This is a genomic window from Mycobacterium sp., assembly GCF_032162605.1.
Taxonomy (GTDB): Bacteria; Actinomycetota; Actinomycetes; order Mycobacteriales; family Mycobacteriaceae; genus Mycobacterium.
In genome coordinates, this window is sequence record NZ_JAVROT010000023.1 from 1 (window position 1) to 15,752 (window position 15,752).

The following is a 15,752-nucleotide window of genomic DNA, read 5'->3' on the forward strand; positions in this document are numbered from 1 at the left end:
GCGGCTGCGCACGGTGGGACGGGTCGGCGCACTCGGTCGTGCAGTGCGCGACTGGACCGGACCCGAGCTCGATGGCGTGGGCATCGGTCACACCCGGTGGGCAACGCACGGGCCGGCTACCGAGAGCAACGCACACCCGCACACCGACTGCACCGGCCGGATCAGTCTCGTCCACAACGGAATAATCGAGAACGCCGACAAGCTCCGGCACGCACTGACAACGTCGGGTCATCGCTTCACCGCCTGCGTGGACAGCGAAGTCGTGTGCCACCTGATCGAAGATCAGCTGAAGATCTCTGGAGATCTGTTCGACGCAGTGCAGGCCGCGCTCACCCCGCTCGAAGGCTCCTGGGCTCTCGCGGTGCTGGAGGAACAAACCGGTCGGGTCGTGGTCGCCGCTCAACGCTCTCCACTACTCATCGCGCACACGAGCCTTGGCGACTTCGCGGCAAGTGACATCGCCGCGGTCGCCGATTGGGTGGATGAATTCCGGGTGCTCGAGGACGGTGACGTCGTCGAGCTGACCGCCGCCAACGGCCGGCACAATCACGGCGTTGGCGCTGTGCCCCCAGTGATGGCCCGGTGCATTTGGCGTGGCGGTGACGCCGAATTGAACGGCTATGTCGACTACATGGCCAAAGAAATCGACGAGCAACCCGCAGCCGCAGCGCGGGTGCTCGACGAGTTCGGTGGCGGAGTCGCGAACGGGACGCTGTGGAGCAATCTCGGGTTGGCGCCATTCGACCGGCTGCAGGTGATCGGTTGCGGCACTTCCCTTAACGCGGGCCACGTGATCGGCAACTTGGTACGCCGCCTCGGCGGGGTACCGGTGAGTTTCACTGTGGCCAGCGAAGCCGCCCACGAAATCGTCGAACCTCGTACCCTATGCCTGGCGATCAGCCAGTCCGGCGAGACCGCCGACGTACTGCACGCTCTCGCATCCCGAAAGACTGACGGGCCCGTTCTGGCCCTCACCAACAACGCGCACTCCACGTTGGCCCGCCGCGCGGACGCGTTCATCGCGTGTGCCGCTGGCCCGGAGATCGGCGTGGCAGCCACCAAGACCTTCATATGCCAGATCATTGCCGGTGTCGCGGTGATGGTTTCGGCGCTCATCGCTACGAAGCGGCTCTCCATGATGTCCGCGGCCCAACTCGTCGACGACCTTCGGCGCTTGCCGGACCAGCTCACCGCGGCCAGCACTGTCGCCGAGTGTCTGGTGCCCCCGATCGCCGAGGAGCTGACCACGGATAGCGGCTTCATCTTCATCGCGAGGGGGTCCGGGCTGCCCTATGCGGCCGAGGGCGCTCTGAAGCTCAAGGAACTTACCTACCGATGGGCCGAGCACTACCCGGCAGGTGAGCTCAAACACGGACCCCTGGCGCTAATTGAGACTGGGACTCCTGTTGTGGTCGTTGACAATGGCGACCTCAAACTGGCCACCAACATCGCCGAGGTAGAGGCACGCGGTGGCCGCATCATCAGCATCGGATCGAGCGGCAGCACAATCCCCGTGTTGGACCACCTGGTCGCACCATGGGGCCCGCTCGAGAGCGTGATTCCGATGCAGATCCTCGCCCGAACTCTCGCGCTGGCCTTTGACTGCGACGTCGATAAACCCCGAAACCTCGCCAAGTCAGTGACGGTCGAGTAATCCGATGAACCGGGAGCAGGTCATCAGATCAGAGGCCGAGGGCTTCCCGCCCCCATCCGGGGCGGGTGGTCGCCCCAAAGCGATTAGATCGCAGAGCCCACGTCAGACCGGCGCCGCGTGATGCGAGCTCTCGTAACCGGCGCTGCCGGGTTCATCGGGTCCACACCGGTGGATCGTGTCTTGGCCGACGGCCGCGATGTAGTTGGAATCGACAACCTCGGCACGGGCGCTGTGGCCAACCTCGAGTATGCGGTTCGCCGTAACACAGTGAACCCCCGGCGGTGCACCTTCGTGGAGGCTCGCAGCAATGTGTTGGGCACAATCAATCTCCGCGAAGCCAGCCGGCGATCGGGCGTTCAAAGGATCGTTTGTGCCGCGTCAGGCGGATCGCGCTACGGCGCACCAGCCTGCCTGCCAATCAGCGAAAGCGCCCCGGTCGATCCCCTTTCGCCGTATGCGGCAACCAAGGTTGCCGGCGAGCCGTACCTGAGTGCCCACGCCCGCATGTTCGACATTGCGCCGATCAGCCTGGCGTTGGCCGATGTCTACGCACCCCGTCAGTGTCCACACGGCGAAGCTGGAGCAAGGGGGGAACCAACCTGGTGCCAAGGCAAGCGGCCTCAAACCCCTCCGTTGCCCCCAGGGGAGCAGGACGGCGCGTCACCTTCGCTCTGGAGGTGGCCCGCCGGTACCCCGATGCGCTCCAAGAACACAACACAATAACAACTCCATATAGGGGGGAACATGACACAGGTACACGACACCCAGTCAGTGCAGGTTATTACCGCCGAGCTGGTCGCCAAGGTCGTCGCCGGAATATCGCAGATCGGCTACGCCCGCGCCGCCTTGGAGACGGCGGGGTGTACGGCGACGATCGTCGCCAACCGCATCACCGTCAACGGCGCCATCGAGGCGCTGCTCATCTTGGCGAACGGCGCGGGTCTGTGGCGGGTCTACGCAGTCGACGGCGCGTCGCCGGTCTGGACGGTAGGCACGCATCCGATCCAGGAGAACTCGTCGTCCAGCTGGATCGGATGCGTCGAATGAGCGCGTTGGGGGGGCGTGGGATCGCCGTCGTCGGGCTCGGCTACGTGGGTCTGCCTACCGCGCTGAGCCTGGCCGACCACGGAGCCCACGTCATCGGCTACGACGTCAGCGAGGGTCGGCTGGCCGACGTCAAGGACGGCCGGGTCGATATGTCGGCCCGCGACCGCCAACGGCTGACCCGGCACCTGCGGGCCGAGGCATTGAAGCTGACCACGGAGCCGAGCATGCTGACCAAGGCCGACGCGGTGGTGGTGTGCGTGCCCACCCCCATCGACGCCCACCAGTCGCCGGATCTCCATGCGCTGCGGGGGGCGTGCGCCACTGTTGTCGAGCATGCCCGCGTTGGTCAGACCGTCGTGCTGACCTCCACCACCTACGTCGGGTGCACGCGGGAGTTCCTGGCGCAGCCTCTGGCGGACAAGGGGCTCGAGGTCGGCAAGGACGTGTTCGTGGCGTTCAGCCCGGAGCGCATCGACCCCGGCGTGGAGGCGCACGCACCGGATTGCACACCGCGCGTGCTGGGCGGCATGACCGCGGCATGCACTACCCGGGCCACCAAGCTGTTGGAGCACACCGCGTTGGCCATCCACCCCGTGTCGTCGCCAGAGGCTGCGGAGATGACCAAGCTGGTGGAGAACACCTTCCGTGCGGTCAACATCGCGCTGGCCAACGAGTTCTCCGACGCGGCCGACGAGCTGGACGTGGACGTCATCGAGGTGATCACCGCCGCCGCCACCAAGCCCTACGGCTTCATGCCGTTCTATCCCGGCCCCGGCGTCGGCGGGCACTGCATCCCCTGCGACCCGCATTACCTGCTGTGGCAGCTGCGGGCCAAACGATTCGACGCGCCGCTGGCGAGGACCGCCATGACCGCGATTGCGCTGCGGCCGGGGAACGTGGTGGCGTTGGCCCGCCAGATGCTGGCCGAGAAGGGTTGTGCCACCAGGGGTGCACGCGTCCTGGTGGTCGGGGTGACCTACAAGCCCGGCGTGGCCGACGTGCGCGAGTCACCGGCCATCGAGATCATCGACGGGTTGGCCGCTGCAGGGGCTGTTGTCGAGTACGCCGACCCGCGGGTTGATCACATGGACACCCCCCACGGACGACTGAGCAGCCACCCATCGCCGGAGGATGACGCCTGGGACCTAGTGCTGCTGCACACCCAGCACGTTGGCGTAGAGCTTGACTGGTTGACCGGACACCTGGTGCTCGACACAACCTACCGGCGGACTGATGTTGCTGGATAGTGCACGGCGCAGCCCACCCGCGGCGGGCTGGAGCCTGCGGGTGGTGATCATCACGGCGCTGGTGGCGATCGTGACCCTTGTGGTGGCGTTCAAGGTCATCAGCTTCGAGAACATCAAGGCCGAGCCGGTGTGGGCCACCTACGGGTTCGTCATCACCGGGTTCATCGCCATGCGGTTCCTGCTGGCGGCCCTCTACCGGCCACGGCGCACGGCGGTGATCGGGTACCAGCCCACGGTGGCGATCATCGTCCCGGCCTACAACGAGCCGGACATCGAACGGACGCTGGAAGCCTGCCTAAACGTCGACTACCCGAAGGACCTGATCCGGGTGGTGGTGGTGGACGACAAGTCGACCGACGACACGCTGTTCCGGATTTACCAGACCTGGGCCTACCACCCCGAGATTATCGCCCTGCGCCATGAAGTGAACGGTGGCAAGCGCGCCGCGATGGCGACCGGCATGGCGGCAGCCGGCGATGCCGAGGTCTTCGTATTCATCGACTCGGACTCGCAGGTGATGCCCGACGCGGTGGCCACCATCGTTGAGTACCTCGCCGACCCCGCCGTGGGGGCGGTGTGCGGCCACACCGATGTCACCAACATCGGGCACAACCTGCTGACGAGGATGCAGGCGATGCAGTATTACATCGCGTTCCGCATCTACAAGAGCGCCGAGGCGCTGTTCGGGTCGGTCACCTGCTGCTCCGGCTGCTTCTCGGCCTACCGCCGCGATGCGGTGGCACCGGTGGTGGACGCCTGGCTCAACCAGACGTTCCTCGGCCAGCCCAGTACGTTCGGCGACGACCGCAGCCTGACGAACTTCCTGCTGCGGCGCTGGCGGGTGCTGTACGCGCCCGACGCACAGGCGTACACCAACGTGCCCGAGCACTTGCGGCAGTTCCTGCGCCAGCAGTTGCGGTGGAAGAAGAGTTGGCTGCGCGAGGTACCGCGAGCCGCCCGCGCAGTGCGGCGGAAACACCCCGTGATGGTTGCGATGTTCACGCTCTCGATCATCCTGCCGCTGATGGCACCGCAGGTGGTGCTGCGCGCGATGGTGATCCAACCCCACTTCATCGGCGCGCTGCCGTTCTACTACTTCGGCGGGGTGGCGGCGATTGCCGCTATCTACGGCCTGTTCTATCGCTTGAACAATCCGGTCAAACGCTGGTACCACGGCGTCTTTTTCACGCTGTTCTACACGATCATCCTGGTGCTGCAGATGCCGTACGCGATGGCGACGATCCGAGATTCCAAGTGGGGAACACGATGAAGGGGCAACAGGGGAGGCATCGCATGGGCGCAGCCATGGACTGCGGGTGTCCGGCCGAGCCGCCGCCGAAGGCGCTGACCCGGCGGCGTTACCTCGGACTCAGTGCGCTGAGCGCGGCGGCGGTCGGCGGGTATCTGGCCGGACCAGGCCTGTGGCAGTGGGACCATGCCCAGGCCCGCATCAAGCGGCGTGAGATCGCGCAGGTCGACGTCGAGCCGGGGCCGGTCGACGCGGCGTTGGTCGCACGCCTGGGCAGCACTACTACTAGCGCCCAGTCTGCGCCGCTAATCCTCACGTACCACGACATCAGCCACATCAAGTCGCAGTACTCGGTGACGCCGGAGACCTTCGCCGCCCAGATGAAGATGCTCCACGACGGGGGGTGGATCACCCTGACCGCCGACCGGCTAGAGGCGTGGCACCGGGGCGAGCCGTTGCCGTCGCGCAGCGTGCTGATCACCTTCGATGACGGCTGCACGGGAGTGTGGCGGTACGCCGAGCCGGTGCTGCGCCGCTACAACATGCACGCCGCGGCGTTCATCATCACCGGGTTCGTCGGGACCCACGCGCCGTACTACATGACCTGGGACCACATCACCGACCTGCACGCCGCCGGCCGCTGGGACATCCTGGCCCACACCCACCTGGGACACGTGTACGTGCCCGCCGATGACAACGGCGGGACCGGGCCGTACCTCACTACCCCGATGTATCTGGCAGATCGGCGGCGGGTGGAGACGGCCACCGAGTTCCACGGCCGAGTGACGAACGACCTGGCCGAGTGCAAGCGCCAGCTCGGGCTGCAGGGCTTCGCTGCCCCCCGGTTCTTCGCCTACCCGTTCTCGGCGCATGAGGCCGACGTCGTCCAGCAGACCGTCCTCTCGCTGTACGGCGGCGGCGGGATGCTCGATGACTCCAAGTCGATCCAGGTGACCTCGACCGAGGATGTGTCACGCGGATTGATCCGGCGCATGGACATCACCTGGGACACGTCCTTGGAGGATTTCGTCCGCAAGCTCGAACTGGCCAGTCCGCTGGACCCGGCCAGCGCCGATCCGCTGCGCGATCGCGACGGCTGGACCAATTCTGACCAGAAGCCAACCGAGGCACTGCGCATCGACGGTAACCGGATGATCATCGACCCCGGGCCGAGTGGTCAGACCTCGGTGCAGTATTCCCGTGTCCGAACCACGATGTGGAACAACTACACCGTCTCGGCTGACCTGGAATTTGCCGACCACGGCACCACGACGGGAATCTGCGTCTTTGTCGGCAACACCAGGCATGAAGTGGTCACGTCCGTCAACCGTGGTTATTACTCGATCTCCTTCGGCAATTCGGAGCAGGATGTTTCGTTCGGTGACCTCCCCGACGCGGAGGCGTACCACCTGGACATCACCGTCACGCCCAAGCTGGTCTTCATCTCGATCGACGGCCAGATGATGCCGGTTGTCATGCCGCCCGAGCTAGAGGGACGGGCAGCCGCGCCACGCGGGGTGGGTGGCGGCATCGGACTGACCAGCCACCGCTCACCGGATGCTCCACTGTCGGTCATCAGCAACCTGGCAGTCCGCCGATGATGCGACGACTGATCGCACTCGGCACGCTGTGTGTGTGCGCCTGCGCTGCCACCGGCGCAACCGGTGGGTTCGTGGACGACTTCGGCGGCCCGAGCGACGCGTGGCAGATCACCAGCGGGTCACTGTCGTTCGAGGATGGTGTCGCCCGCACTGACTCGCCGGTGTTCCGCATGGTGAGCGCGGACCGCGGATTCAACGACGTGACCGTCACCGTCACGCTGGCGGTGGACGACCTACGCAAGGGTCCGGACTGGAGCGGCGCGCACGTGTGGGTGCGCTACCAGTCCCAGTACGAGCTGTACGCGGTGAGCGTGGACCGCGAGGACGGCGCCATGATCATCAAGAAGAAGTGTGCGGGCGGTTCCGACAACGGCGGCACGTATTACGACCTCACCGCCTACCAGCCGGATGCGCCCGTCCCGTTCGGCGAGTGGCAGAACGTGACGGTCAGCGCCACCGATCAGCCGGACGGTTCGGTAGCGATCACCGCCAGCCGCGACGGCCACTCGATGTCGGCCAACGACACCGGAATCGGCTGCGCGCCGCTGCACGGCGGTGGCGTCGGTGTGCGCGGCGACAATGCCGTGATCCGGCTGGATCGGATCGTGGTGCAATCTGTTTAGCTTCCCTCTACCGGCTGGGCCGTTGCCGTTCCCCTCTCGGCGGCGGCCCAGCCGATGGCCTCGTCGGTGGCGGTGGCCTCCCACAGCGTGCCATTCACGGGATGAGATGAACGGCATCGCAGAGGGTGTGCGCCAGCTTCGTGGCACGTCCGTCAACCCGGTGCCAGACGTGGAGCACGTGCTCGTCACGGCGTCCCTACCTCAGGGCTCATCCTGAGTTGAGGTCCCGCGTCGAGCGGACGCAGACCTAGCCCGACCTAGCCCCGGCACTTCGCCCGCGCCGGACGGGCATCTTCGTCGTCGGCACCCCCGGCGAGCGCCCTTCGAGTGTTGGTCGGGCGGTGGGCGTGCGGGTCCATGCGCCGATGTCTGACGCTCCGGCGCTGCACGTCGTTGGCGCGTTGGCACCGAAACCAGATTATGATTCGCTGATCACGACGTTAGCAACGTACCGTGTCGCACCTGCTGGTGCGACGTCCAACGGTGCTCTGATGGATTAGTTCGCAGTTTGAAGGTATGTTTCTCGAATCCTGTAATGATCAGACACACGTCGTGATGCGAATTGAGCGAAGAATGGCTGGTGTGCCATCAGGCCCCTCGGCTGAGGTTGGGTTGGACGCTAGGTTGGACGCCAGTTTCGACGCTGAGTTGGTCCAATCTGTCCCGTCGTCCGGCGACGGTTCTCTGCGCCGCAAGATCGGCCGTGTCGCGTACGCGTCGGCCTTTGCTCTGATCCTTGGCGAGTTGGTCACCCTCGCGCAGGTAGTTGCGCTCGCGCGACTCCTGTCACCTACCGAAGTCGGCATCTTCACCGCAGGCAGCGTGCTCACCATCTCGCTCTACGACTTCGTCGAAGGTGGATTGAGAGCCGCGCTGGTGCAGCGCGGCGGGGACATCGAAGATGCCGCCGAGACGGTGTTTCGCGCGACGCTGGTCAGCGGCGCATTGATGTGCGTGGGCGTGCTCGCAGCGGCTCCCGTGATCGGAATGATCTTCGACGACAGGGCCGCGGGTCTTGTTGCCGCAGCGACGTCGGGAAGCCTCCTGCTCTTCGCGTTGACGAACGTGCCCGAGGCGATGCTGCAGCGGGAATTCAGTGTTCGCAGGCGCATCGTCGTGGGACCCGCGGTGTCGATTACGTTCGCTGCCGTGGCCGTCACGCTCGCTGCCTGCGGCTGGGGGGTGTGGAGCATGGTGGCTGGGTCGTATGCGTCCACCGTGGTCTGGGTCGTCTGCGTGTGGTGGATCAGCGGCTGGCGGCCCAGGGCCGGACGCTTCGACTACAAGCTGTGGCGTGAACTCGCCAGGTTCGGGTCGCCCTTGGTGGCGGCACAGGTCGGATACCGCATCAAGGGAATTGCCGAAGCCGTCATCGTCGGACGGAGTCTTGGCGCGGCCGAACTGGGTCAGTACCGCTACGCGCAGCGCATTTCACAGATCCCCGAGAAGGGGATCGTCGAAGTTGGTGCCATCGCGCTGTTTCCTGCGTTCTCTCGCATCGCCGAAGACAAGGAGCGCACGCGGGGGGCATACCTGCGAGCGCTGCGGTGGGCGATGATCGGCGGCGCCCCGCTCACGGCCCTGATGATCGCCCTTGGCGAGCCTGCGGTAGTGATCGTGCTCGGTGAGCCATGGCGTCACGCCGGCCACGCGGTGGCAGCGATGGCCGGCATCGGTATCGGTAGGGCACTCGCGGTCGTCGGGGAGGAGGCCATCAAGGGGGCCGGCCGTACGCCGCTTCTCAATTGGTGCACGGCGGCCGAGGTCAGCGTCGGCATCATCCTCGCCTTGGTTCTGGTCGGCCCGTTGGGTCTGATGGGTGTGGGCCTGGCGATCTCGACTACCACCATCGTCGTAGCGTTGATTACCGCAAAGCTTGCGAGGTCGGTCGTCGATGCGCCGTACAGGTCGGTGCTCGCTGCGATCGTCCCGCCGATCGTCGCCGCTGCCGCCGCTGGAGCGGCGACGTTGTACCTCGAGCGCGCGACCGTGCACTCCGCCTCCCATGCAGGCCTGGCCGGGGTCGGGTTCCTTCTGCTGGAACTTCTCTTCTTCGTCGCCATCTACTTCGCCACGTTGTTCGCATTGACCCCGACCTCGATGCGGCAACTCTGCGCGGTGGCACTGCAACGAGCCCGCCAAGCCGTCGACCGATCGTGAGAAATAGATGACCACAACATCGAGCGTGACCGAGTTCATCGGCAACGAAAGCCCAGCCATTGGAGGCGAAGTGAACACCGGGTGGCCCCTCTATCTCGATCGGATTCGTCGCCGCAAGTGGTTGGTGCTCGGGCTGGGCGTAGTCGCCGCAGCAATCACCTGCGGAATCGGCGTCACTCAACCGACCACCTACACCGTGTACGCAACACTGAGCACCGCTACCGCGAACCGGGCACCTGAGCAGGATGGCGTACTTGCCTCCGGCTACGTCGACTACTTCAACAGCGACGGATATCAGAGCAAGCTGAAGGCCGGCGAGTCCTTTCCCGGGGACGTCACGCTTCACGCCAGGACCGCTGCGGCGAGTCCCATCATCTACGTCGAGGTGACGTCAGAGTCGCGCGCGACGGCGGAGGCGGTGGCGCCCAAGGCTGCCGCGGTATTCAGTGACGAGATCAACTCTCACTTGCGCGCCGCGCAGGATGCCACGATCGCCGACGTCCGCAAACCCTTCGACGACGTGCGGCAGGCCAACGGCATCGTCTCCGAGGTCTCGCTCGAACAGCTGCAGGACAGAATCAACCAGATCACCGGCGACAGCACCAACAAGCTGACCAGTCTTCAGATGGAATCCGGCGTCAGTGTCAGTTCGCCGAGTGCCTGGCCAGGTGCGCTGCTTGCGTTGCTCGGCGGATTGATCGTGGGCTGTGTGCTCGCCTTGGTGGCGGGAGCGCTGTCTCGCCGACTGCCTGGGGGAGCCGAGCTTGCGGCAAAGACCGGGCTCGAACCCATCGTCGAGCTGCCCGCCCCGAATTCGACGAGCACCCGACGACTGCGCGACTATCGCGTTCAGCAACTCGTGAACGCCGTCGCGTTCGCCGACCTGCCAGCCCAAGCGACCGTGGTGGTGACGTCGACCGTGGCGACGGCAGCTACGGCGCGAATCGCCCGTGAGCTCGCGGAAGGGCGCGCGGCGCAGGGAGTCTCAACCGTGCTGGTCGATGGCGATCTGCGCCAGCCCGGCGGGGTGGGGTTCGGCGACCTCATTTCGGACGACAACATGGACATCGACTCGGTCGTCGTGGCTACCAGTGACGCAAATCTCGTCGAGATCAAGTGTGGCCGCGCAACCGAGGCGCCGTTCGTGGCCGTCACCGCTCCTCGCGCCCTCGCGTTGTTCAGGCGACTTCGCGAGCGGGCCGACTTGGTTGTCGTCATAGCACCGCCAATCACGGAAGCGGCAGAGGCACAAGTACTTTGCGCGGTCGCCGACGGAGTGCTGCTGGTGGTTGACGCGCAATCGTCTCGAGTGCACGACGCGACGGAAGCAGCAGGCATTCTGAGGTCGTTCAAGGCTCGGCTACTCGGCACGGTGATGATGGAAGCACGGAGCACCCCCGGGTTCTTTTCGAGGTTGGCCCATCGCGGAGGCTCGGATGCGGCGACTGTCATGCCCGCAACCTCGGTGGGTAGCGGTGCTGGTGTAGCGAGGCATCGCTGGGCTGGGAGTGGTTCCGACCTGATGCCCGTAGGGGTATCCCGGACATGACATTGCGGCTTCGGGGGGGCACCGGCAACGGTAAGCCAACGGCACTATGGGTGTCGACGAGCCTGAAAACCAAGGGCGGGGTGTCGACCTACGTTCGGGGCATGACGGCGACGGAGCTCGCTGACGAGTGGAACATCACCCACGTCGCGACTCATCGCGATGGTACGACACTCGTCAAGATCCTTCAGTTCGCCTGCAGCATACCGAAGTTCGTGTACCGGGTCCTGCGAGATCGGCCGGTGGTGGTACACGTGCACGTTTCGTCCCGTGGCAGCTTCTTCAGGAAGTACGTCATCTGTCTGATCGCGCGCGCCATGAGGTTGCCGGTGATCGCGCACGTGCACGGCGCGAAGTTCGATGCCTTCTACGCGAATTCGCCGCAATTCGTGAAGAGCGCGGTCCGGAACATGTTGGCGGCCGCCGCTGCCGTCGTCGCCCTCGGTGAATCGTGGGGCGAGCGACTCAAGTCCATGGAACCAAGCGCCAACGTGATCGTGATACCGAACCCGGCACGTCCCGTCGGAGGCGTCGAGCAGCCAACGGGCGTCGAGCCGGTCGCGGTGTTGTTCCTCGGAAGGATCGACGACAGCAAGGGGGTGTGGTGCCTGATCGAGGCCTGGCACGAGATGCTCGCCAACCGCGACGGTCGACCGGCCACGCTGACCCTGGCCGGTGACGGTGAGCTCGATCGCGCGTCCGCGATGGTTCGCGACCGCGGCCTCACTGACTCCGTGACGCTGACAGGTTGGGTCGATCCGGTTGACGTACCGGCCTTGCTGCGGGCTTCGCAGGTCTTGGTGCTGCCGTCGCGCCACGAGGGCCAATCGATGGCGGTGCTCGAGGCGATGGCAAACGGCCTGTGCGTAATCGTCACACCGGTCGGCGGCATGCCAGAACTCATCGCGGACGGGTGCGGCGTCTTGGTGCCGACCGGAGACGTGCACCTACTTGCGAAGGCTTTGGACAACGTCGTTTCCGACGATCAGAGCCGGATGCGGATGGGCGCCGCAGCCTTGCAACGGGTCAAGGACCAGTTCGACATCGACGTGATCTGGCGCCGGTTCGATCAGCTCTATCGCGAGCACAGTCGATGACCGGGACATCCCGGATTCGCGTGATGTACGTCGTGCCCGACCTCGGGGTCGGCGGCGCCGAACGGCACGTGACGACGTTGATGCCCAATCTGGATCCGACCCGTTTCGAGGCCGAGGTCGTCTGCATCGGTGCCGAGGGTGCGTTGTTCCGCGAGCTCGCGGTCGCGGGAACGAAGGCCGCGAAAATGAAGACCGCGGGAATGAAGGCCGTTGCGCTACAACGCAACAAGCGGCAATCATTCAGCGCGCTGCGTGCCCTGACTCGTCAGATGCGCGCCTTCGCACCCGATGTCGTCATCACACGCGGATACAACGCGGAGCTGCTCGGCCGCGTATCGGCGTGGCTCACCCGGGTACCTCACAACGTCGTGTGGGTGCACAACCACTTCGACACCGAACGGCGGGGCTTCATCCGGCGAGTCTCCGACCGCATCCTCGACCGCGTGACGACGGCCTACTTCGGAGTGGCGGAGGCACAGCTCGATTACCTCGTCGGCGAACTTGGCCATTCGCGTGACAAGATCCGCATCATCCACAACGGAGTCGATTCCGACGATTTCGAATCGACCGATGACCGTCGAGCCGCATCGGCACTCGGCATCGCAGAATCCGCTCATGTCGTTGGCATAGTGGCCGCCTTGCGCCCCGAGAAGGACCATGCCAACTTCCTTCGGGCCGCCCGCCTGGTCGTGGACCGCGTCCCGGACACCAAGTTCCTCATCGTCGGCGATGGTCCGATGAGGGCCGAAATCGAAGCGCTGACAGACGAACTCGAGCTGCGGGAGCACGTCGTCATGACCGGTTCCCGTCACGATGTCCCAGACCTGTTGCGCTCCATGGACGTCGTCACGCTGAGTTCCCATAGCGTCGAATGCTTTCCGATTGCGCTGCTCGAGGCGATGGCCGCAGGGCGGCCCTCGGTGTGCACCGCGGTCGGCGGCATACCTGAGATGGTTGACGACGGTGTCACGGGATACCTCGTTCCATCCCGGGATCCGGTTGCGCTGGCGGATCAGCTGACCCGCATATTGTGTGATCGCGAGCTTGGTCGCGCGATGGGGAAGGCCGCCCGCGCCCGGGTGGAATCCGAGTTCAGTCTGCAGGCGAGCATTTCCGCAACCGAAGCCGCGTTGCAGGATCTCGTGCGGACGCGACCGATCCCCGACAGTCCGGTGAGGTTGAGCGTCGTGCTCGACGTAACGCACGTCGGCGGAGCGGAAGTGCTCCTGCTGAACATGTTCAGGCACTTCGACCCTCGCGCGGTGGTGCCACGGTTGGTGTGTCTGCGGACGGCCGGCCCCTTGGCGGATGAGTTCACGGCGGCTGGCTTCGAGGTGGAGGTACTGGACCGGTCGGGCCGTTTCGACCTACGCACCCTGCCCCGGTTGATCCGCTCCTTTCGGGCGAACCGCACCGACGCCGTTCTGGTCAACCACCATCACCGCGCTGCGCTTGCGCTCGGCAGGCTGGCAGCCCGACTGGCAGGCACTCCGGTCAACGTCGTTGCGGCGCACGACATGGATCTGGTGTCGGTCGGCAAGCGAGTGCTGCCCCGATGGGCGGTCAGCACACTGGCGTTCTCCGACGCCCTCGTTCTGTTGTCCGACGGCCAAGGTGAATATCTCCGTCAGCAGGAGGGGGTCGGTCGGGGGTGGCTTGGGACGACCCGGGAGGTGGTCGTTCCCAACGGCATCATGCTGACCGCCACGCCGACCGCGTTCGATCGATCCAGTGCGCGAAGAGAATTGGGGTTGTCAGAAGGCGATTTCGTCGTTGGTATCGTAGCCCGGCTGAGCGCGCAGAAGGCACATGAAGTGTTGTTCAGGGCCGTCGCTGCGTGTGTGGATGCGGTGCCGAACATCAAGCTCGTCGTCGTCGGCGGCGGAGACCGGTCGGCCGAACTGCGGCGGCTGTCCCACGAGCTCGGCATCTACTCGCGGACGACGTTTGTCGGAGTCCGTCGCGATGTAGCGGAACTGTTGCCGGGTTTCGACGTGGCGTGCCTGTCCTCGGTCCACGAAGGCGTGCCCATCACGCTGATCGAGGCGATGGCCGCTCGACTTCCGATCGTGGCGACGGATTGCGGATCGGTGCGGGACCTGATGACAGACGGCGAACAGGGGTTCGTCGTTCCCGTCGGTGACGTCGAGGCGTTCGCGGAGCGACTCGAACGATTGGCGCACGACGAGCCATTGCGGATGAAGTTCGGCGAGCGCGGCCGTGCCCTGGTCGAACGAAACTTCCGCATCGAACACACCGCGCGACGTTATGAAGTATTGCTCCACGAACTGCTTGGGAGACGGCGATGACCGGTCACGTACTCATGTTGGTGGAAAATCTGTCCGTCCCGTTCGACAGGCGGGTGTGGCAGGAGAGCCAGGCGTTGACGGCCGCGGGCCATCAGGTCACCGTCATCTGCCCGAAGGGCACCCGACAGGACACGGAGTCCGAAGCCGTCATCGAAGGTGTGCGCATCTTGCGCTATCCCCTGCGGCCCGCGACCGGGGGACCGCAGGGCTATCTGCGGGAGTACACACTGGCGTTGTGGCATACCGCTCGATTGGCATTGAAGGTGCGCCGGAAGGGGCGCATCGACGTCGTGCATGCGTGCAATCCGCCGGACCTGCTCTTCGTCATCGCGCTGATGCTCCGGGTGCTCGGGGGTACCCGATCGGTCTTCGATCAGCACGATCTGGTGCCCGAATTGTTCCTGTCTCGGTTCCCGTCGAACGGAAAACTCCTCTTCACCTTCACGAAGATGTTGGAGCGCTTGAGCTTTCTCGTCGCCGACGCCGTCATCTCGACGAACGAGAGCTACCGACGTGTCGCGATCAGGCGGGGCAAGATGGCACCCGACCGGGTCACGGTGGTCCGGAGCGCACCGGACTTGGCTCGCTTCGTCCCGCTGGAGAGCGACCCAAGTCTGCGGAACGGCAAGAAGTATCTCGGCGCCTACCTCGGGGTGATGGGGCCGCAGGACGGGGTCGACTATGCGTTGCGCGCCATCCGCCAGTTGCGTGATGACTTCGGACGGAAGGACACTCACTTCATCTTCATGGGAGGCGGGGACGCGTTCGACGACACGGTGGCGTTGGCAGCCGAGCTGGGCATCTCGGAGTTGGTCGAGTTCACTGGCCGGGTGCCTGACGAATTCGTTCAGCGGTGCCTGTCAACTGCGGACATTTGCCTGTCACCCGACCCGAAGAACCCGCTCAATGACGTGTCGACGATGAATAAAGTCGTTGAATACATGGCAATGTCGCGGCCGCTGGTGTCCTTCGAGCTGACCGAAGCCCGGGTGTCCGCAGGTCCGGCCGCCGTCTACGTGGCAGCCAACGACGAGGCGGCCTTCGCCGGAGCGATCGATGAACTTCTGGACGATCCCGCGCGGCGCGCACAGATGGGCATTGCCGGACGCGAGCGAGTCGAACGCGAACTCTCCTGGGAGACGTCGCGGCGGAACCTGATCGCGTTCTACGACATGGTCTTCACGGACTTGGTGCGGGCCAACCGGGCATGACGCCAGTT

General features: G+C 65.3%; 11 protein-coding genes and 2 pseudogenes. All 13 read left to right on the forward strand.

Translation table 11 applies throughout. The features are described from left to right. Positions 1-1,654: glutamine--fructose-6-phosphate transaminase (isomerizing) (gene glmS / locus QOI01_RS00960; protein ID WP_526377732.1), on the forward strand; the 1,654-nt coding region annotated here is incomplete at its 5' end. Between the two features lie 120 nt (positions 1,655-1,774). Further along, positions 1,775-2,236: pseudogene (locus tag QOI01_RS00965) on the forward strand (NAD-dependent epimerase/dehydratase family protein); the annotation flags it as partial. A gap of 162 nt (positions 2,237-2,398) precedes the next feature. Then, the gene (locus QOI01_RS00970) at positions 2,399-2,701 is read left to right on the forward strand and encodes a hypothetical protein (RefSeq protein ID WP_526377734.1); all 303 of its coding nucleotides are present in this window, start codon (positions 2,399-2,401) and stop codon (positions 2,699-2,701) included. Then, positions 2,698-3,948 carry a nucleotide sugar dehydrogenase gene (locus QOI01_RS00975; protein ID WP_526377736.1) on the forward strand — a complete coding sequence of 417 codons (1,251 nt, stop codon included), beginning with the start codon at positions 2,698-2,700 and terminating at the stop codon, positions 3,946-3,948. The genes QOI01_RS00970 and QOI01_RS00975 overlap by 4 nt, the downstream gene beginning before the upstream one ends. Further along, positions 3,935-5,218: a glycosyltransferase family 2 protein gene (locus QOI01_RS00980; RefSeq protein ID WP_526377738.1), complete on the forward strand. Its 1,284-nt coding sequence runs from the start codon at positions 3,935-3,937 to the stop codon at positions 5,216-5,218. Before QOI01_RS00975 ends, QOI01_RS00980 begins: the two co-directional genes overlap by 14 nt. A 23-nt stretch (positions 5,219-5,241) precedes the next feature. After that, positions 5,242-6,798 carry a polysaccharide deacetylase family protein gene (locus QOI01_RS00985; RefSeq protein WP_526377740.1) on the forward strand — a complete coding sequence of 519 codons (1,557 nt, stop codon included), beginning with the start codon at positions 5,242-5,244 and terminating at the stop codon, positions 6,796-6,798. Beyond that, a complete protein-coding gene (locus tag QOI01_RS00990; protein WP_526377742.1) occupies positions 6,795-7,421 on the forward strand; it encodes a hypothetical protein in 627 nt (208 codons plus the stop codon). The genes QOI01_RS00985 and QOI01_RS00990 overlap by 4 nt, the downstream gene beginning before the upstream one ends. Before the next feature lie 106 nt (positions 7,422-7,527). Beyond that, positions 7,528-7,643: pseudogene (locus tag QOI01_RS00995) on the forward strand (hypothetical protein); the annotation flags it as partial. 390 nt (positions 7,644-8,033) lie between these two features. Then, positions 8,034-9,581: an oligosaccharide flippase family protein gene (locus QOI01_RS01000; RefSeq protein WP_526377744.1), complete on the forward strand. Its 1,548-nt coding sequence runs from the start codon at positions 8,034-8,036 to the stop codon at positions 9,579-9,581. Between the two features lie 7 nt (positions 9,582-9,588). Beyond that, positions 9,589-11,130, forward strand: coding sequence for a P-loop NTPase family protein (locus QOI01_RS01005; protein WP_526377746.1), 1,542 nt, complete (start codon positions 9,589-9,591; stop codon positions 11,128-11,130). Positions 11,131-11,231: 101 nt separating this feature from the next. After that, complete coding sequence (locus tag QOI01_RS01010) at positions 11,232-12,224, forward strand: glycosyltransferase family 4 protein (protein WP_526377748.1); 993 nt, start codon at positions 11,232-11,234, stop codon at positions 12,222-12,224. Continuing rightward, positions 12,221-14,533 carry a glycosyltransferase gene (locus QOI01_RS01015; protein WP_526377750.1) on the forward strand — a complete coding sequence of 771 codons (2,313 nt, stop codon included), beginning with the start codon at positions 12,221-12,223 and terminating at the stop codon, positions 14,531-14,533. The genes QOI01_RS01010 and QOI01_RS01015 overlap by 4 nt, the downstream gene beginning before the upstream one ends. Continuing rightward, positions 14,530-15,744: a glycosyltransferase family 4 protein gene (locus tag QOI01_RS01020; RefSeq protein ID WP_526377752.1), complete on the forward strand. Its 1,215-nt coding sequence runs from the start codon at positions 14,530-14,532 to the stop codon at positions 15,742-15,744. Before QOI01_RS01015 ends, QOI01_RS01020 begins: the two co-directional genes overlap by 4 nt. The last annotated feature ends 8 nt before the right edge of the window (positions 15,745-15,752 follow it).